Origin of the sequence: Aliiglaciecola sp. CAU 1673 (assembly GCF_029223185.1) — a bacterium.
GTDB lineage: Bacteria > Pseudomonadota > Gammaproteobacteria > Enterobacterales > Alteromonadaceae > Bowmanella.
This window is the reverse complement of sequence record NZ_JARHUG010000012.1, coordinates 96,964-115,593: the sequence shown is the minus strand read 5'-3', so window position 1 is coordinate 115,593 and position 18,630 is coordinate 96,964. Positions and strand designations below refer to the sequence as shown.

The following is an 18,630-nucleotide window of genomic DNA, read 5'->3' as shown; positions in this document are numbered from 1 at the left end:
TATGGCAAAGTACAGCTATCAGGCCAGAAATCCCAGTGGTGCCATGCAATCCGGTCAACTTGAAGCACCGGATCAGTCCAGCGCAGCGCAAATTCTGCTCAACCGTAACCTGATTCCGGTCAGCATTGAGCCTTTTGCCGAACCCAAGGAAGCATCGTCCTGGCGTCAATGGCTGGAGCCTAAAGTTGGCCTCGAAGAGCTATCTATTTTTGCCCGACAAATGTATTCGCTTACAAAATCCGGCATTCCCATACTACGCGCTATTACCGGCCTGGCAGAGTCCACTGCCTCAAAGCGCATGGCCGCCACCCTGGAAGATGTTAACGAACAGCTGGAACGGGGCCGTAACCTTTCAAGCGCCATGCACCAACATCCCAAGGTATTTTCCCCCCTGTTTGTCAGTGTGGTGCATGTGGGTGAGAACACCGGTAAGCTGGACGATGCCTTTCGTCTGCTCTCCCAATATTTGGAGCGTGAGCAGGAAACTCGCCGCCAAATAAAAGCAGCTACCCGTTATCCGACCTTTGTGCTGATTGCCATTGTTATTGCCCTCATCATTATCAACCTGTATGTGATCCCGGCATTTTCCGGCATGTTCGCTAAACTCGGAGCCGAACTGCCACCAGTCACCCGCTTTTTGATCGCCATGTCGGATCTATTTCTTTATCAATGGCATTGGCTGTTGGCAGGGGTAATTGGTCTGGTGTGGGGAATGAAGCGCTATTTGAATTCGGAAACCGGGCGGCTTAATTGGGACAGAAGAAAGTTGAAGCTTTATGCTCTGGGTAGCATCTTTGAAAGAGCGTTGCTGTCGCGCTTCGCCAGAAGCTTTTCGATGATGATTACTGCCGGTGTACCGCTTACCCATGCGCTTAACCTGGTGGCAGATGCGGTCGATAACAGTTATGTGGCCAAACGTATCCTGGAAATGCGCCGCAATATCGAAAAAGGCGAAAGTCTGACCCGCGTATGTATCAGCAGCGGTCTGTTTACTCCACTGGTCTTACAGATGATTAATGTGGGCGAGGAAACGGGCCGGGTGGATGAACTCCTGACTGATGTGGCGGATTTTTATGAACGCGAAGTGGAGTATGACCTGCGCACCCTGACCGCCAAAATTGAACCTCTTTTGATCGCGGTGGTGGCAGTGATGGTCGCCGTACTGGCCCTGGGCATCTTTACGCCGATGTGGGGTCTGATGTCCGCGTACCGTGGAGGTGGATAATGAGTAGCCAGAGCGAAAAAGATAACAACCTCAACCGCTGGATCATGCAAATTAGCGTGGTGGTGGTATTCACTTCTCTAATGAGCTTCGCTATTTGGTATCTGCATGAAAGTGAGCCTGATTTAGCCGGCACCACTATGGAAATGCTGGCCGATCGCATGGCCAAAAATGTGGTGGGCGCTAAATGGCAATGGGAAGCGGAAGGGCGCCCTGCGCGCATCTTACAGGTTATCTATGACGAGCAAGGCAAAGAAGTGGACCGCCGCCCCATCGCCATGAGTCATCTGGGACTGCCCAGGGTCGAGCCTGACAAGAAGGGTTGTAACGAACTTTGGCGCGCCCTGCTCAATGTGCCAATGCAAGTTACTGAGTATAAAGTCTTTGCCGAATATTATTCGGGAGAGCAGTTGACAGGAAATGCCTTGGACAGTACCTGCCGCTTCAGGGTATCCATTGGGCCTTCTTTTGATTACAAGATTTATACCGGTCAGATTAAAAAGAACTAGGAAAATAAAATGAACAATAAAGGCTTTACATTAATAGAGCTGGTGATCGTGGTGGTGGTGCTGGGATTACTGGCCGCTGTAGCCCTGCCCCGGATGCTGGAAATTACCGAGGATGCCGAAAAGGCCACGGTGGAAGGCGTAGCCGGTGGTTTTTCTACCGGCGTTGGCTTGATCCGCGCCGAGTGGGAGCTGGAAGGCCGCCCGTCAGAGAACAACGGTACCAATTCCACCTTTGTGGTAGTTGGCGGCGTGCAAATTGCGGTGGATAAAGATACCGGTTATCCCACCGGCGAACAGGCCAATGACACCAGCACCGAGGATGTGGCCCTGGTGGATTTGGACTGTGTCAGTATCTTTAACCTGATTATGCAAAGTGCACCAACTATTACCTCAGACTGGGGCCAGAAGCCCTTTAATAATCACCGCTATTTCACCGCGGCCGGTCAGGGGATTGCGCCTGGTGGCAACGATGTCTGCTACTACTACCTGACGCAGACGATTAAAAACGATGTGAATCAGCCCACAGATAACAGTCGTGGCAATGGTTTTGTTTATGATCCCAGAATTGGTCAGGTGGTGGTTTTTAGTAACTAATTTTGGCATTGCCTAACACGAAATAAAAATCTGTTGCTTTAACGGACAATGGCAGCACAATAGTTCAAGGAATGTTTTCCCATTTAAGAGGCAAGTATATGAATCAACGTGGTTTTACCCTGATTGAACTGGTGATTGTAATAGTGATTTTAGGGATATTGGCCGTTACCGCCGCCCCCAAATTTTTGGATTTAACTGATGATGCTGAAGACGCTGTAGCATCTGGCGTATTGGGTGCCGTCAATTCTGCCGCACAGTCAGCCAGAGCGGCCTGGTTGGTTGCTGGTAGTACAGGCAACTCGGTAACTATCGACGGCGATACAGTCGCAGTAGAAAATGATAACGCCGATGCCGATGGCTACCCCACTGCTACAGCTGCAGGAATCGGTGCCGCCATCGTTGCGCCCAGCGGCTGGTCACAATTCACCTCCACAGCAGCAGGATATATTTTTGTTTCTACGGCAACTAAACCAGCGAACAACACTTCTGATGGAAAAGCCTGTGTAGCATACAATCTTAATGCCAGTGACAAGCCTGTAGCCGTAGCGGGCAGTTTTACTTTTGTTGACGGTGCAGCTGACACATGTGCTTAAGTTAGCTAGAGCCTGACACGGGTCATCCAATGACCCGTCCCTGCCTAGAGCAAAAAATGAAAACCGCCGGCTTTACCCTGGTTGAACAGATTATTGTGATCCTCATCCTGGGTATTCTGGCGGTTTCTGCTTATCCCCTGTTTCAGGGTAAACGGGGCATCAGTGAATATACCTATCAGGCCAGATTAATTTCGGCTCTGCGCCATATGCAAATGCGCGCCATGCAGGACACCCGTAGCAGTACCTGCCACTGGTTCTATTTGGATGCCGATGAATTCGCCCCTACTACCAGCCAGAATTGTGCCGCCCCGGGCACCGCTGATAACAATGCACCCGATTACTTAAAAGCCATTGGCGAAATGGCCAATGACAACGTGACCTTAAGCGGCTACAGCGGCACCCTGTATTTTGACAGTTGGGGCAGGCCGAGAAATGGCTCTGGGGCAATCTGCAGCGCCAGCTGCCGGATTATATTGACCGGCCAGGCTGCCCCTGCGGTGTGTATTGAATCCGAAGGCTATATTCATGGCTGTTAGGTCCAGCATTGGCAACCTGTCCGCTTTTACCTTGGTGGAATTGGTGGCAGGCCTGGCCCTGTTTGCCATTGTTATGACCATCATTCTCTCTACTTTGCTGCCGCAGGCCAGTCGCAGTGTTAATCCCATTATTCAGGTACGCACCGTAGAGCTTGCCCAGTCGCTGCTCGACGAAATGGCCGGCAAAGCCTTCGATGAACAGTCAGATCGCGGCGGCGGCCGCTATCGCTGTGATGAGGATGCCGATGGCAGTGGTGTACTTGAAGCTGATGAAATCTGCACAGTGAAAGCTAACCTGGGCTGTGATGCCGGTGAAACAAGCCGCGATCAGTTTGATGATGTGGATGATTACCGCTGTTTAGACGGATTGAATGCAGTGCAGGCACTGGATACCACCGAGCGTCCCATGAGCGCTGAAGACAAGGCTTTCTATCAGGGTTTTGTGTTGGGTATTAGTGTGGACTATGAAGGTGCCGGTGCGGCACCAACCGACCGCTCTGCCTACAAGCGCGTCCGCCTGACTGTCTCTCCACCAGGTGGGCAAACCATGGTGTTTGGCAGCATCAAAGGCAATTATTGATGAAATCCGTCAAGCCGGCGTTTTATCACTCTCCACCAAGCAATGGCATTGCCGCTGGCTTTACGCTCATCGAGCTGGTCGCGGTGATGGTGATCCTGGGCATTGTCTCCCTCGGCATATTTGGCTTTATCAGCATGGGGGCCAAAATCTACAGCGATGCCAGCGAGCGTGACCAACTGCTAAGCGAAGCCCGGTTTGTATTGGAAAGACTTAACCGTGAGCTACGCAATGCTGTGCCCAATAGTGTGCGCGTCACCTCTGATGGACGTTGCCTGGAGTTTTTACCGAATCAATGGACCACATTTTACAAAGATGTGCCGGTTTCCCCGGAGGTAGCCACCAGCCAAATACAGGTGGTTGAGCTCAAGGATATCGATGGCAACAGCTACAACGTCGTCAGTGGCGATCAGGTGCTGGTGTATCCGGTTTCTGCATCTGCTCTCTATGCCAACAGCAACAATCAGGTACGTAAGACCCTGACCGGCAGCAGTGGCACCGATATGATTACCCTGCAATTGGCAAATGCCACCACCTTTGCCGCCGACTCCCCGGCTTCGAGACTATACATAGCCAAACAGCCTGTCAGTTATTGCGTCTCAAGCGGCGACATATATCGACATAGCGGTTATGGCTACATTGAGACGCAGTCAAATAACCCGGCCAATCCGGTCTTAATGGGCCGCCATCTGGTCAATGATGTTAACGATATCAATGACCGCCCTTTTAATTTTCAGCCGGGCACGCTATCCCGCAGTGCGGCGGTATACTTACGACTGAGATTTAATTTAAACGACGAAAAAGTCGTGTTCAGTAGCGAGGTCCATCTGCCCAATGCGCCTTAAATCACGCACTCAACAAGGCAGTATGCTGATGATAAGCCTGGTGATCTTGGTGGTGATGAGTCTGCTGGCTGCGACTTTGCTGCGTTTGCTTAGCGCTTCTGCCGACACCCTGGTCTATGAAGCTTATGGCCTGCGCGCCCTGCAATCGGCCCGAGCCGGACTGGACAACCAGCTGGTAGCACTATTCCCCACCAGCGGCGCCTCCCAATGCCAAGTCATCGACACTAACCTCGGTACGCTTGACGGTTTTTCCGGCTGTCGCTTCACCAGCCGCTGTCAGCACAAAAGTTATGATGGCGGTGCCATTCAGTACTATCGCCTCACCAGCACCGGCTTATGCCAGGCAGAGGGCTTTGAGGTCAGTCGCACCTTATCGGTGGACGCCCGGGAGATTAATTGATGCGTGCCATGCAATTATTGCTACTGCTGCCGTTTTTCTTGTTTAGTGCTTTTTTGCAAGCTGCGACCTACAGCTTGCCGGCACAGACCAGTTCACTTCCAGGGAATTGCAGCTATGCGTCCGGCCAAATCAGTTGCAGCGGCAATCTGGTTTTCCGAAATAATGAGGTGGTAAACATCACCCAGGCGTTAACCATTGTTATCAGTGGCGATTTGAGTTTTGGCAATAATTTCCGTGTCAATACCAGTGGCAGCGCCAGTAACCTGCAAATTCGAATATCCGGAAACGTCAATCCCAGGAATGGTGCGATCATACGTGCCAACTTAACAGTGGGCGGCTCGTTTAACAGTGCTAATAACCTAGATATTCGCGGCAACCTGACTACTGGCGGCAACCTAAACCTTGGCAATAACTCGGTAGTTACCGGCAACATCACCACAAATAGCGCCAATATAAGCAATAACGCTATTATCAACGGCAACCTGGTAGCGACAAACGTCAGCCTCAGCAACAACAGTAGGGTAAACGGTAATGTCAATGCCACCGGAGCGTTTAACAGCTCCGGTACGGTTACAGGCTATGTGAATGCGCCATGCGGCAAAAACCAAGCCTGCGGTGGCGCTATTGCTGGCCTGCAGTGCGATGAGAACAACAACGTTGGTCCTTGTACCGGAGGTACCACGCCGATTAGCCACTACCGTATTTTGCACAACGCCCAGGGTTATCTCTGCGCTGCCAGCTCCGTTACCATCCAAGCCTGTTCAACCAATACCTGCAGCAGCCTAAGCACTACCCCTGCCACGCTGAACCTTTCCACCAACCTTGGCACCTTAAGCGACAGCAGCCTGAGCTTCACTGGGTCAACTACCATAACCTTGAAAGTGGATAGCATCAGCACAGAGGGCCAGCAAGCCACCTTGTCGGCCTCAGGTGCAAGTCCCAACGCGCCTGTAAGTTGCTGGTCAGGCGCGCAGGCCAGCAGCTGTAAGATCGCCTTTAACACAGTGGGATTGACCGTCAGCAGCGTACCCAATCAGATTGCACAGCAAGGTTTTTCCACTGCCATCAACGTGGGATTAGCCAGCGGCGGTACCTGTGAAACTAATCTGGACGGGCAAAATCTTGAAGTAGCGCTGCAGTGCGTCAACCCGGGCAGCTGCAGACAGGATATGTTTTTGCAAGGGAATCCGTTGTCATCTGCAGGTTCACCCTCCAACTATGTCACCACCACCCTGGAATTCAACAGCGCCGGGCAGGCCACCATTCCGGCAGGTTTCTTACGCTATGACGATGCCGGGCAGGTGCGTTTACTGGTCAGAAACGAAAACGGCGAATCCCTGGGACAAAGCAACCTGTTTGTGGTGCGACCGGCTCAATTGCAATTGCAAAGTACGCTGGGGGCGTCACCTGTTGCCGGTGCGCCCTTCGATTTGACCGTGCAAGCCCTGGGGGCGCTTGGCAATGCCACACCTAACTACCAAAGCAGCAACGCCCAAGTGCGACTGGTGAAAACCAACCCTGTGGCTGGCAGAGGCATTCAGGGAACCCTGACGCTAGGAAATCAAACGAATGTAACCCAGGACAGTGGCTCGGCCTCTTACCAGAATTTCAGCACCCAGCCGGTATTCAGTAGCGGCCAAGTGCAGCTCAATAGTCGCTATTCTGAAGTGGGTAATCTGGAAATAGCGTTTCGTGATGCTGACTATCTGCAAAGCGGCGCACTGACGTCCAACACGCTGGCGCTGGGGCGCTTTCGCCCGGCCTACTTCGATATCACCCACAATAGCCCAACCTTGGCCAACCAATGCTCGGTGTTTACTTATGTGGGCCAACCCTTTGGCTTTGCCACGCCGGTTGAAATCACTTTCAGGCCCCTGAATGCCCAGGGACAACAGATACAAAATTATATCGACAGTTTAAATCGACTGGCTTTTCCCGGCACCCTGCAAGCAGATGATATCGTGTTTGGTGATCTCTCCAGTTACCCGCAGATGCCCGATGTAGCGGAAGGTACACTGTCGCAGATCCAAACCGAGCCTCTGCCAATTTGGTCACTGCAGGGCAGCACTGTCACCTATAACAAAACCAATGTGGTGGCGACCCCATTCGATGCATTGGTTCGCCTGACGTTTGATGATCTCATTCTCAAAGATAGTGACGGTGTGTGTTACCAAACCAGCTACCCTGGTGCCTGTCAGGACTTTTCGGTTGATATGGGCGGCGCCAGAATGCGCTATGCCAGAGCCATGCTGCAAGACACCTATGGCCCGGAAACCGCGCCGCTGCCGCTACCCATGGAAATTCAATATCTGAATACCGGCGGCGAATGGGTACGCAATACTGACGATAACTGTACCCCTTACAATGCGACTAATTTAAGCCTGAGCGCCACCGGCAGTGGTACCGTCACCAGCGGCAAACCGCTATCACAAAACCTTGGCTTTATGCTCAATCCCACACCGAGCCAAGGACAAGTACCAGTAACCTGGACCGTGCCTCAATATTTGCGATTTGACTGGGATACCAGCAACGCCAGTTTGGAAAACCCACAGGCAACGGTCAGTTTTGGTTTGTATCGGGGCAATGATCGCATTATCAATTGGCGGGAAGTGCAATAATGACTCTGTCCCGAAAAAGAGATGTGAGTCAGATTAAATAATATAATTCCGGGCTTTTCGGACATTTTTGGCTTCTAAGGCGAAAAAAGCACATTTTTATACCTAAGCCCTGTCCCTTAACTTGCTGGATAGACCAGGCATTGGTAAAGTTAGCCCATTTCACCATTTGCCAATTTTTCGCGCCCCTTTCCCAAGCGTCGGCGCACTTTAAGGACCAGGTCAGTTCATGTTTAAAAAGCTTCGCGGGATGTTCTCCAATGACTTATCTATCGACCTCGGTACGGCCAACACCCTGATCTATGTAAAAAACCAGGGCATAGTGCTGAACGAGCCTTCGGTTGTTGCTATTCGCCAGGAAAGAGCCGGCGGCCCCAAGAGCGTCGCGGCCGTGGGTAGCGAAGCAAAACGCATGCTCGGTAGGACCCCAGGTAACATCAAAGCGATTCGTCCCATGAAGGACGGTGTGATTGCAGACTTCTACGTTACCGAGAAAATGCTGCAACACTTTATCAAACAAGTGCATGACAACAATTTCCTGCGCCCCAGCCCGCGCGTGCTGGTTTGCGTACCTTGCGGTTCGACCCAGGTTGAACGCCGCGCTATCCGGGAATCAGCGCTGGGTGCTGGTGCCCGTGAGGTGTTTCTGATTGACGAGCCCATGGCAGCTGCCATTGGCTCAGGATTGCCGGTTTCAGAAGCCACTGGTTCAATGGTGGTGGATATCGGTGGTGGTACCACGGAAGTGGCCATTATCTCCTTGAACGGTGTGGTCTATTCGTCCTCCGTACGTATCGGTGGTGACAAATTCGACGAAGCCATTATCAACTATATCCGTCGTAACTTTGGCTCATTGATTGGTGAAGCTACCGCTGAGCGCATCAAACACGAAATCGGCGCCGCCTATCCAGGTGAAGAAGTCCGCGAAATTGAAGTGCGTGGCCGTAACCTGGCAGAAGGTGTACCCAGAAGTTTCACCCTTAACTCCAATGAGATCCTTGAAGCCCTGCAAGAGCCGCTGACCGGTATTGTGTCTGCGGTAATGGTGGCACTTGAACAATCTCCACCTGAGCTGGCCTCCGATATCTCCGAGCGTGGCATGGTACTGACCGGCGGTGGTGCGCTGCTCAAAGACCTCGACCGTCTGCTGATGGAAGAAACCGGAATTCCAGTCGTTATTGCCGATGATCCACTCACCTGCGTAGCCCGGGGCGGCGGTAAGGCGCTGGAGATGATCGACATGCACGGCGGCGACCTGTTCAGCTACGAATAAGAAGGGGCGGCGTAAGCCGCCCAATTGTTTATGGATACCATTTTTACCAGAGGCCCGTCGTTAGTCAGCCGGTTAGTGCTGGCCAGTTTGACGTCGCTTCTGCTGATCCTGTTAGATCACAGGCTGGATAGTTTCAGTAAGGCACGGCTGTACCTGAATTCCCTGGTCAGCCCGTTGCAATACATGGCCAGTTTGCCCGGCGACATGCTCAATCAAGCTTCATCCGCGTTGACCACTCAATCGCAGTTGCTTGAGCGGAATGCCCGCCTGACGCACCAGAACATCTTGCTCAGCGAACAACTGCAACGCTTCGAGATGATAAAGCTGGAAAACGACAAACTACGCACCCTGCTAGGCTCCACCGTGCGACCAGGCGTACGCAAAATGGTGGCCGAGTTAATGGCAGTGGACAACAACCCTTACAGCCATCAAATTATGGTCGATAAGGGCAGTCTGCATGGCGTTTTTGAAGGTCAACCTGTGCTGGATGACAAAGGCGTCGTCGGTCAGGTGATGGAAGTAGGCACCACCACCAGCCGGGTGCTGCTGATCGCCGATCTTACCCACGGCATCCCGGTGCGCATTCTGCGCAACAACGTGCGCATGGTGGCCTCTGGCTCAGGGCAACTTAATCAGTTGATCCTTAACCATGTGCCGCATAGTACCGATGTTCAGGAAGGCGATATTCTGGTGTCATCCGGCCTTGGCGAGGTGTTTCCCGAAGGCTATCCGGTGGGCAAAGTGACCTCTGTACTGCGTGATGAATCCCGTCCCTTTGCCCAGGTCAAAGCCGAGCCTATCGCCCAACTGGATCGCCTTAAATATTTGTTACTGCTATGGCCGGCTGACGCGCCAAGCGAACCCCAATTGCAACAGGACGAAGCCGTTGAACCCTAGCAGCTATACTATCGCCATCAGTATCCTGGTTGCCCTGATGCTGCAAATTATGCCTATGCCAATTATGGTGGATGCCTTTCGGCCCGATTGGCTGTTGCTGGTTCTTGGTTATTGGACACTGGCACTGCCTCAACGGGTCAATGTGGGGGTCGCTTTCCTCAATGGTTTGGTGCTGGATCTGCTGGTAGGTACCACTTTGGGCGTACATAGCCTGGCGCTGAGCCTGGTGATCTTTATCCTGGCCGCCAATTATCAACGCTTACGTAACTATTCGGTATGGCAACAAGCGATGATGATTGGGCTGCTGGCTGCCCTTTACCATCTGGTGATCTTCTGGTTGCAACATCTGCTCACCGATATCTATTTCCTGTTCGACTATCTGTGGCCGGTACTGACGACAATGTTGTTCTGGCCCTGGTCTTTTCTTATCCTGCGTAAAGTACGCAGACAATTGAAGGTACGCTGACATGTTAGTGCTGGCATCACAATCCCCAAGACGGGCTGAACTCCTCCGGCAGTTGCAGATCCCCTTTTCCCAGTTAAGCACCAACGTAAACGAAGCAGTACGAGACGGCGAGATGCCGCAGGATTATGTGGTGCGGGTAGCCAGGGACAAAGCAGAAATGGGCTGGCGCCAGGCTGGCCATATTGACCCTGTTTTGGGTGCCGATACCGCGGTGGTCAGTCGTAACCATATCCTCGGTAAGCCGCAGGACCAAGCCGATTTCGAGCGCATGATGGGGCTCTTATCAGGCACCACTCATCAGGTGATGACGGCGGTGGCCCTGCGCAATGAGCGCGGTCTTAAGCACCGGCTGGTGATCACCGAAGTCAGCATGAAGGTGCTGAGCAAAGCAGAAATGGATTGGTACTGGCAATCCGGGGAGCCCACAGACAAAGCCGGCGGCTATGGTATTCAGGGCCTGGCCGGTCGTTTTGTAACCCGTATCGTTGGCAGCTACAGCGCCGTCGTAGGGCTGCCGTTGTATGAAACCGCTGAATTGCTGAGGGAACATAATCTGCTATGAGTGCAGAGCTACTGATTAACGTTACGCCCTCGGAATCCCGCGTTGCCCTGATTGAAAACGGTATCCTGCAGGAAATCCATGTAGAGCGGCATACCAAGCGCGGTTTGGTGGGCAATATTTATCGTGGCAAAGTCAGCCGGGTACTGCCGGGCATGCAAGCCGCCTTCGTCGATATTGGCCTTGAAAAAGCGGCGTTCCTGCATGCATCCGACATTGTTATCCATAACGAAGTGGTGGACGAAGTCTCTGAGAGTCATCTGCCAAAGCAGGATATCCGGGAATTAGTCCGTGACGGTCAGGACATTGTGGTGCAGGTGGTCAAAGATCCTCTGGGTACCAAAGGCGCCAGGCTGACCACAGATATTACTCTGCCCTCGCGCTATCTGGTGTTTATGCCAAGCGTTTCTCATGTCGGTGTATCCCAACGTATTGAAGACGAGCAGGAACGTGAGCGACTGAAACACCTGGTGCAAGACCTCTGCAATGAGGACGGCGGTTTTATCCTGCGTACCGCCGCCGAAGGCGTGGGGGAGAAGGAGCTATTACAAGACGCCGAATTCTTGCGCCGCCTGTGGACCAAGGTGCAGGCACGCATGAAAAATCGCAAGTCTCATGTGCTTTATGAGGACTTACCTCTGGCCAGACGTGTGTTGCGTGACTTTGTCGGAACTGAGCTGGACCGCATCCGTATCGACTCGAAACTGGCCTTTTCTGAGCTGCAGAATTTCACCGAAGAATATGCTCCTGAGCTACATACATTGCTTGAGTACTATCATGGGGATCGCCCCATATTCGACCTTTATGATGTAGAAAATGAAGTACAGCGTGCCCTGGAAAGACGGGTTGATCTGAAATCCGGCGGTTACCTGATCATCGATCAGACCGAAGCCATGACCACCATCGACATCAATACCGGTGCGTTTGTTGGCCACCGCAATCTAGAAGAGACCATTTTCAACACCAATATCGAGGCAACCCTGGCCATCGCCCGCCAACTGCGTCTGCGTAACCTCGGCGGCATCATTATCATCGATTTTATCGATATGACTGACGTGGATCACAAGCGTCGTGTGCTGCACAGCCTGGAGTTAGCGGTGGCCAAAGACCGCGCCAAAATTAACATCCACGGCTTTACCGCATTGGGTTTAATTGAAATGACCCGCAAACGTACCCGAGAAAGTTTGGAACATACCCTGTGTGGCGAGTGTCCAGTATGTAAGGGCAGGGGTTCCATCAAGACGGTGGAGACCGTTTGCTTTGAAATCATGCGGGAAATCGTCAGGGTCAATCGTGCATACGATGCTGATAAGTTTGTGGTCTATGCATCACCGGCGGTAGCCGAAGCCCTGATGGGAGAAGAGTCCCATATGCTGGCGGAGCTGGAAGTCTTTGTGTCTAGACAGATAAAAGTGCAAACAGAACAACTTTACAGCCAGGATAAGTACGATGTGGTGATGATGTGAAACCACTCACACCACTGCTGTCCTATGTGCTGAAGAAGCTGTGGATGCTGACCGCCGTGGTGTTAGTCAGCCTGGCTGTGCTGCTCAGTTTGTTGCGCTACAGCCTGCCGCATATGGACAGTAAGAAGCATTGGCTGGAAGACTATATCAGTCAGGAATATGGTGCCAAGCTTAAGATTGGTCGCATCAGTGCCGCTTGGCAGGGTTTAGGACCCGCCATTCTTCTTCAGGATGTCAGCCTCAACAATCAGGCTGATTCTCCCATCAAACTGAATATCCGTGAAACCCAGATTGAGCTGGATCTGCTCTCCAGCCTGCTGCATCGAAAAATCCAATCCCAACGCTTTAACCTGGTTGGCCTGACCCTGTCTCTGGATATCCACGAATTGCAATCCGGTGATGGTGACTACCCGGTAGTGGATGCACTGGAAGAACTGTTTCTCGAACAACTCCAACGCTTCTCGGTGCAGGAAAGCGATATCTTCGTAGCGACCGCTAATGAACGCCAACATATTCAAATTGAGCAATTAAGCTGGCTGAACAAAGGCGATCGGCACCAAGGTATCGGTCTGATGCAGGTAGCAGAATTAGCTAATAACTCAGCCAGTTTTATTCTCGATCTCTACGGTGGGGCAGATAATCTGCACGGCATGTTCTATGCCGATGCTGAAGATTTGGATATTTCCCCCTGGGTACAAGAATTCAATCCCAGCAACCGGCAGCTGACTGCGGCCCGCATCGACTTTACCCTGTGGGCTGAGTTCTCCACTTCCAGCACCGTCGCCGTTCAGGCAAGCCTCGGCAACAGCTTATTTAGCTGGCAAGGGGAAGCGCCCCTGGAGGTACGCATTGAAGGTGGCGAATTTGCTGCAAGACCCGATAGCCAAGGCTGGCGCTTCGCCCTATCCAAATTGCAGATGCAGCTCAACGACGAGGCGCCTTTTGAGATGGGCATGTTGGGCAGCCAACACCATGCAGAGGGGTTGGGGCTGCAAATCGACCCATTGAATCTGGAACAGCTGCTTCCACTGACGGCATTAGTGCTCGACGACGAGGGCATGGACAGTCTCAAGCAGATGAATCTGCGCACCAAGCTGGAAAATATAGCGCTTTGGTTCGGTACTGATGGAGCTGGACTGAATTTAGATTTTTATGATTTGGGCTATGAACAACATGGCTTGATCCCGGGTCTTCAGCAAGGCCGGGGAAATCTTTCCTGGCTGGGCAATAAAGGCAAGTTGCAGCTACAAGCCGAGCAAGGCGTATTACAGAGTCACAATCTGCTTGAGCACGACATGCCATTTGATGCCTTAGGTGCTGAGATATTTTTTGATACCAAGCCAAATGGTTTGCTGGTAACGGCGCCAGACATTTTTATCGACAGTGAGGATCTAAGCGCCCGCATCGCCATGGCTTTTAACACTGACGACAGTCACTTAAGCCTGGTCAGCCGCATCCAACCCATGCAAGTGGCCAACGCCAAACGCCTGTTTCCCCCCTCTTTAATGGGGAAAGGGACACAGGCGTACCTAAACCGTGCTTTGGTCACTGGTGACCTGCGCAATATCTCTCTGCTTTGGCATGGCAGTCTGACAGATTTCCCTTATACCCAGAACCAGGGCATTTTCCAGGCTGGGGTTAGCATAGAAAACGGCGAGTTTTCGTTCGACCAGGAGTGGCCCAGCCTCAGCGAGCTAAAACTGGACTTATTGTTCGAAAATGAAGCCCTGTGGATGTACAGCAATGAGGGCAGGCTGCGTGACCTGCGTATCGGCGAAGTGAAAGCGCTTATTCCGGTATTGAGTGATACCGCCACCTTAGTCATCGACATCCACGCCGATGCAGAAGGTGAAGCGGTTAGGGATCTGATGCTTAACAGCGCCTTGTCAGATTCGGTAGGTGCTGCCCTGGATGAGCTGCGCATTGACGATATGATGCATGCCCAGTTACGCCTGGATATTCCCTTAAGCGGTACCAATGTGGTTGCCACTGGCAAAGTCAGCCTTCCCGGTAACCAGACCAATGTTGTGAGTCTGGGTCTGCCTCTGGATGACCTTAAAGGGCAAATCCACTTCGTTAATGACAAGATTGAATCGAAAGACTTACGCGCCAGGCTGTGGGATCAACCTCTCTCTCTCTCCATGCAAGGCAAACAAGGAAAAGAAGCCTACGGTGCCAACGTAACCCTGCAAGGTAAGTGGGATCTGGACAAGCTGATTGCTGCATACAAACCCAGTATGCAACAGCAAATACAAGGAAAAAGTGGCTGGTCGGCAGACCTCAGTCTCAAATTCCCCAGCGAAGGCTACGAATATGAGTTTGATCTGCAATCCGATCTTAAGGATGCACGACTTAATATGCCCGTCCCGCTGAACAAAATCAGTGACACAGAAATGCCACTGCATCTCAATGTAACGGGTAACAGCCAGGTTTCGCAGGTCAGGGCACAACTTGGCAATCAGGTTAGATTTGAGGGCCTGCTTCCCCACCAGGAAATGCGTTTTTCCAGGGCCCATCTGGCCTTGGGCGATAGCAGCTTTGCCGGTTTGGGCATGGGGTTCAGTATCTCCGCTGACCTGACCGACGTGGTTTTTGGGCAGTGGCACGATACCGTGGAGAGCCTGCTTGCCGGCACAACCGACAGTGGCAATAACATTTTTCCCGTGCCGGATAGAATATTTATTAATGCTGACACCCTGAAAATCCTGGATGTACCGCTGAACAAGGTGCAGGCCAATATCAAGTACCGCGATCTCGCGTGGCTGGTCAGCCTGAATGCCGAAGAGACCCGAAGTGAACTGGAAATATCGCAGGACTGGCTTGGCAGAGGTCTGAAGATAAAGACGGATTATCTGAATATCCCCGAATTTGAGCATACAGATAACCAAGCGGAAGCTTCAACAACCGGCAATGCGCCGGATCTTAAAACCATGCCGCCGCTGGAGTTCGAGTGTAAACGCTGCACTTATGGAATATATGATTTAGGTAAAGTCAGTTTGAAAATGAGCCGACACCATCAGGGCATGTCCATAGACAGACTGGATATCAGCCGCGCCGGCCACAAACTAAGCGCCACCGGTAATTGGTATAACGGCGGAGACACCAGCACCCGTCTACTCGGCAAATTCAGCAGTGAAGATTTCGGCGCTCTGTTGAAAGACTTTGGACTGGATTCCGGTATACGCGACTCCGGCGCCGATATGGATTTTGATTTAAGCTGGCAGCAGGCACCCTATGATTTTAATTTTGCCAGTCTCAATGGCGATGTGAAATGGCAGCTCAGCGATGGTTATCTTAGTGAAGTCAGTGACAAAGGCGCACGATTGTTCAGTATCCTGAGCTTGGAATCATTGGTGCGTAAACTTACGTTGGACTTCAGAGATGTCTTTGCCAAAGGTTTTTTCTATGACGAAATGAGCGGCAGTTTCCAGATTGCCCAAGGCCGGGTACACACCAAAGATACCCAGATTGACGGTGCTGCCGGCAAGATGTCTTTAACCGGGTACACCGACCTGAACAGCAAAGCCCTGAATTACGATATTGCCTTTGTGCCCAAAGTCACTTCCAGTTTACCGGTGATTCTGGCGTGGATGGTCTCCCCTACCACGGCCATCGCCGCCTTTGCATTGGACGAAGTATTAACTTCTGCCAAGGTGATTTCCAATATCCGCTATTCTCTGACAGGAACCTTAGACGAACCTGTATTGGAAGAAAAAGGCCGCGATAGTCGCGATGTGGAATTGCCGGCCAAGGCAAAACCGAGTAATCCAAAAGACCAACAGAGCAAACCCGCTTCGGAGGGGATCAATGGCTAAATCTTCAGTAAACCTGGTTGCCCTGCAAATGGTATCCACGCCAGAGCCATCTGAGAATCTGACCTGGGTAGAACAACAGTTACAAGAGCTATCCCTCGATGTTCCAACCCTGGTAGTGTTGCCTGAATGCTTCGTTTGTTTCGGTGGAGGCGATAAGAGGTTACTGGACGTCGCCGAAGAGCCCGGTGAGGGCGATATCCAAAGCAACCTGGCAAAATTGGCCAGACAATATGGGGTGTACTTGGTCGCCGGAACTGTTCCCTTACTGGCCGCTCAAGCTGACAAATTTACCGCTTCCTGTTTGATGTATGGCCCCGACGGCAAACAACTGGCGCATTACCGTAAAATCCACCTGTTCGATGTGCAGGTAGAAGATAACACCCGTAGTTACCTTGAATCCCGCTACACTCAAGCAGGTAACAAAGTAGTGGTGGTGGATACCCCTTTTGGCCGGGTCGGGTTGGCGGTTTGTTATGATGTGCGTTTCCCCGGACTGTTTCAGGCGATGGGCGAGGTAGATATTATCACCCTGCCTGCGGCTTTTACCAAAGTCACTGGCAAAGCACACTGGCAATCTTTGTTGAGTGCCCGCGCTATCGAAAAACAATGCTACATTGTCGCCCCCAACCAGGGCGGCGTTCATGCCAATGGTCGTGAAACCTACGGACACAGTGCCATACTCTCTCCATGGGGGGAAACCCTGGCCCTGATTGAAGAGGGGCCAGGGATGATTATGGCCACCACAGAGCCGGGCGAGCTGGCGCGTATTCGTCAGAGTATGCCCGTTGCTCAGCATAACCAATTCAGGAGTCAACTGATTGAAGCAGGTTGAACAGAATCTATTAACCGCATCCGGTCTGGAGCTGGATGATTTACACCATGCTCTGGGCCTGATTTACGCCCATGACAACGATTTTGCCGATCTCTACTTCCAGTCCAGTCATCATGAGAGCTGGGTGCTGGAAGATGGCATCATCAAAGATGGTAGCTACAACATCGAACGTGGCGTAGGTGTGCGTGCCGTCAACGGCGAAAAAACCGGCTTTGCCTACTCGGATGAAATCTCCAAGGAAGCCCTGCTACAAGCCAGTACGGCGGCCCGCAGCATTGCCAGACAAGGCGGCAACCATCAGGTCAAAGCCTTCAGTCGCAGGGATCACAATGCACTCTACGCGCACAGCAATCCCATTATGCTGATGAAAGAGCAGGACAAAATTGATCTGCTGCGTAATGTGGATGCCTATGTGCGTGATCAGGAAGCCGATATTAGTCAGGTGATCGTGAGTCTAAGCGGTGTTTTCGAGGAAGTGCTGATCGCCGCCAGCGATGGCACCCTGTGCTCCGATATTCGCCCGTTGGTGCGCTTGAACTGTTCGGTGCTGATGGAACAAAACGGCCGCCGTGAGCGCGGCAGTGCCGGTATGGGTGGCCGCTATGGCTATGAAAAATTCCTCGAATTGCACGATGGCAGGCTGGCTTATCAGCGACTGGCCGATGAAGCATTGCATATGGCCCGTATCAATATGCAGGCTATCGACGCCCCTGCCGGCCAAATGCCAGTGGTTCTCGGCAGCGGCTGGCCGGGTGTTTTACTGCATGAAGCAGTGGGTCATGGATTGGAAGGTGATTTTAATCGCAAGGGCTCATCCACCTTCAGCGGCCGTATTGGCCAGCGGGTAGCCGCGAAAGGCGTGACCGTGGTGGATGACGGTACTCTGGCGCACCGCCGTGGCTCCCTGTCGGTAGATGACGAAGGTACACCCAGCGCCTACAACGTGCTGATTGAAGACGGTATTCTTAAAGGCTATATGCAGGATAAGCTCAATGCGCGATTAATGGGCGTACCGGTAACCGGTAACGGCCGGCGTGAGTCCTATGCCCATTTGCCCATGCCGCGTATGACCAATACCTACATGCTGGCCGGACAGCACGATCCACAAGAGCTGATCGCCAGCATCAAAAAAGGCATCTACGCGCCTAATTTTGGCGGCGGTCAGGTGGATATCACTTCGGGTAAATTCGTATTTTCCACCTCAGAAGCCTATCTGATTGAAAACGGCAAGATCACCACTCCAGTCAAAGGCGCCACCCTAATCGGTAATGGTCCGGATGTGATGCAGCGTATTTCCATGATTGGTAATGATTTGGCCCTGGATAAGGGCGTAGGTGTTTGTGGCAAAGACGGTCAGAGTGTCCCTGTGGGCGTTGGGCAACCCAGCCTTAAAATTGACTTGCTTACCGTAGGAGGCACTGCCTGATAGCA

General features: G+C 52.2%; 17 protein-coding genes. All 17 read left to right on the top strand.

Features of this window, described 5'->3' with window-relative positions:
• Position 1 precedes the first annotated feature (1 nt).
• The 17 genes from P2G88_RS12835 to tldD all read left to right on the top strand — a co-directional run bounded on the left by P2G88_RS12835 (position 2) and on the right by tldD (position 18,625).
• On the top strand, positions 2–1,225 hold the full coding sequence (locus P2G88_RS12835) for a type II secretion system F family protein (protein WP_275796584.1): 1,224 nt from the start codon (positions 2–4) through the stop codon (positions 1,223–1,225).
• Positions 1,225–1,731 (top strand): hypothetical protein, encoded by a 507-nt coding sequence (locus P2G88_RS12830; protein ID WP_275796582.1) that lies wholly within the window; start codon positions 1,225–1,227, stop codon positions 1,729–1,731. The genes P2G88_RS12835 and P2G88_RS12830 overlap by 1 nt, the downstream gene beginning before the upstream one ends.
• A 9-nt stretch (positions 1,732–1,740) precedes the next feature.
• A complete protein-coding gene (locus P2G88_RS12825) occupies positions 1,741–2,325 on the top strand; it encodes a prepilin-type N-terminal cleavage/methylation domain-containing protein (RefSeq protein ID WP_275796580.1) in 585 nt (194 codons plus the stop codon).
• Between the two features lie 71 nt (positions 2,326–2,396).
• The gene (locus P2G88_RS12820; protein ID WP_275796578.1) at positions 2,397–2,918 is read left to right on the top strand and encodes a type II secretion system protein; all 522 of its coding nucleotides are present in this window, start codon (positions 2,397–2,399) and stop codon (positions 2,916–2,918) included.
• A 56-nt stretch (positions 2,919–2,974) separates the two neighbouring features.
• A complete protein-coding gene (locus P2G88_RS12815; protein WP_275796576.1) occupies positions 2,975–3,454 on the top strand; it encodes a prepilin-type N-terminal cleavage/methylation domain-containing protein in 480 nt (159 codons plus the stop codon).
• Complete coding sequence (locus P2G88_RS12810; protein WP_275796574.1) at positions 3,444–4,034, top strand: prepilin-type N-terminal cleavage/methylation domain-containing protein; 591 nt, start codon at positions 3,444–3,446, stop codon at positions 4,032–4,034. Before P2G88_RS12815 ends, P2G88_RS12810 begins: the two co-directional genes overlap by 11 nt.
• Positions 4,034–4,876 carry a type II secretion system protein gene (locus P2G88_RS12805; protein ID WP_275796572.1) on the top strand — a complete coding sequence of 281 codons (843 nt, stop codon included), beginning with the start codon at positions 4,034–4,036 and terminating at the stop codon, positions 4,874–4,876. Before P2G88_RS12810 ends, P2G88_RS12805 begins: the two co-directional genes overlap by 1 nt.
• Positions 4,866–5,276: a type II secretory pathway protein gene (locus P2G88_RS12800; RefSeq protein ID WP_275796570.1), complete on the top strand. Its 411-nt coding sequence runs from the start codon at positions 4,866–4,868 to the stop codon at positions 5,274–5,276. Before P2G88_RS12805 ends, P2G88_RS12800 begins: the two co-directional genes overlap by 11 nt.
• Positions 5,276–7,894, top strand: coding sequence for a DUF6701 domain-containing protein (locus tag P2G88_RS12795; RefSeq protein WP_275796568.1), 2,619 nt, complete (start codon positions 5,276–5,278; stop codon positions 7,892–7,894). The genes P2G88_RS12800 and P2G88_RS12795 overlap by 1 nt, the downstream gene beginning before the upstream one ends.
• A gap of 226 nt (positions 7,895–8,120) precedes the next feature.
• Complete coding sequence (locus P2G88_RS12790; RefSeq protein ID WP_102794482.1) at positions 8,121–9,164, top strand: rod shape-determining protein; 1,044 nt, start codon at positions 8,121–8,123, stop codon at positions 9,162–9,164.
• Positions 9,165–9,194: 30 nt separating this feature from the next.
• On the top strand, positions 9,195–10,061 hold the full coding sequence (mreC, locus tag P2G88_RS12785) for a rod shape-determining protein MreC (protein ID WP_275796564.1): 867 nt from the start codon (positions 9,195–9,197) through the stop codon (positions 10,059–10,061).
• Positions 10,051–10,527: a rod shape-determining protein MreD gene (mreD, locus tag P2G88_RS12780; protein WP_275796562.1), complete on the top strand. Its 477-nt coding sequence runs from the start codon at positions 10,051–10,053 to the stop codon at positions 10,525–10,527. The genes mreC and mreD overlap by 11 nt, the downstream gene beginning before the upstream one ends.
• A gap of 1 nt (position 10,528) precedes the next feature.
• A complete protein-coding gene (locus P2G88_RS12775) occupies positions 10,529–11,089 on the top strand; it encodes a Maf family protein (protein WP_275796560.1) in 561 nt (186 codons plus the stop codon).
• On the top strand, positions 11,086–12,552 hold the full coding sequence (gene rng, locus P2G88_RS12770) for a ribonuclease G (protein WP_275796558.1): 1,467 nt from the start codon (positions 11,086–11,088) through the stop codon (positions 12,550–12,552). Before P2G88_RS12775 ends, rng begins: the two co-directional genes overlap by 4 nt.
• Positions 12,549–16,367 (top strand): YhdP family protein, encoded by a 3,819-nt coding sequence (locus P2G88_RS12765; RefSeq protein WP_275796556.1) that lies wholly within the window; start codon positions 12,549–12,551, stop codon positions 16,365–16,367. The genes rng and P2G88_RS12765 overlap by 4 nt, the downstream gene beginning before the upstream one ends.
• Positions 16,360–17,199 (top strand): carbon-nitrogen hydrolase family protein, encoded by an 840-nt coding sequence (locus P2G88_RS12760; RefSeq protein WP_275796554.1) that lies wholly within the window; start codon positions 16,360–16,362, stop codon positions 17,197–17,199. The genes P2G88_RS12765 and P2G88_RS12760 overlap by 8 nt, the downstream gene beginning before the upstream one ends.
• Complete coding sequence (gene tldD / locus P2G88_RS12755) at positions 17,186–18,625, top strand: metalloprotease TldD (RefSeq protein WP_275796552.1); 1,440 nt, start codon at positions 17,186–17,188, stop codon at positions 18,623–18,625. Before P2G88_RS12760 ends, tldD begins: the two co-directional genes overlap by 14 nt.
• Positions 18,626–18,630: the final 5 nt, after the last annotated feature.

Excerpts from the sequence above, each read along its gene's own strand:
- P2G88_RS12835 (WP_275796584.1), top strand. The coding sequence starts at position 2 with ATGGCAAAGTACAGCTATCAGGCCAGAAATCCCAGTGGTGCCATGCAA.
- P2G88_RS12830 (WP_275796582.1), top strand. The coding sequence starts at position 1,225 with ATGAGTAGCCAGAGCGAAAAAGATAACAACCTCAACCGCTGGATCATG.
- P2G88_RS12825 (WP_275796580.1), top strand. The coding sequence starts at position 1,741 with ATGAACAATAAAGGCTTTACATTAATAGAGCTGGTGATCGTGGTGGTG.
- P2G88_RS12820 (WP_275796578.1), top strand. The coding sequence starts at position 2,397 with ATGTTTTCCCATTTAAGAGGCAAGTATATGAATCAACGTGGTTTTACC.
- P2G88_RS12815 (WP_275796576.1), top strand. The coding sequence starts at position 2,975 with ATGAAAACCGCCGGCTTTACCCTGGTTGAACAGATTATTGTGATCCTC.
- P2G88_RS12810 (WP_275796574.1), top strand. The coding sequence starts at position 3,444 with ATGGCTGTTAGGTCCAGCATTGGCAACCTGTCCGCTTTTACCTTGGTG.
- P2G88_RS12805 (WP_275796572.1), top strand. The coding sequence starts at position 4,034 with ATGAAATCCGTCAAGCCGGCGTTTTATCACTCTCCACCAAGCAATGGC.
- P2G88_RS12800 (WP_275796570.1), top strand. The coding sequence starts at position 4,866 with ATGCGCCTTAAATCACGCACTCAACAAGGCAGTATGCTGATGATAAGC.
- P2G88_RS12795 (WP_275796568.1), top strand. The coding sequence starts at position 5,276 with ATGCGTGCCATGCAATTATTGCTACTGCTGCCGTTTTTCTTGTTTAGT.
- P2G88_RS12790 (WP_102794482.1), top strand. The coding sequence starts at position 8,121 with ATGTTTAAAAAGCTTCGCGGGATGTTCTCCAATGACTTATCTATCGAC.
- mreC (WP_275796564.1), top strand. The coding sequence starts at position 9,195 with ATGGATACCATTTTTACCAGAGGCCCGTCGTTAGTCAGCCGGTTAGTG.
- P2G88_RS12775 (WP_275796560.1), top strand. The coding sequence starts at position 10,529 with ATGTTAGTGCTGGCATCACAATCCCCAAGACGGGCTGAACTCCTCCGG.
- rng (WP_275796558.1), top strand. The coding sequence starts at position 11,086 with ATGAGTGCAGAGCTACTGATTAACGTTACGCCCTCGGAATCCCGCGTT.
- P2G88_RS12760 (WP_275796554.1), top strand. The coding sequence starts at position 16,360 with ATGGCTAAATCTTCAGTAAACCTGGTTGCCCTGCAAATGGTATCCACG.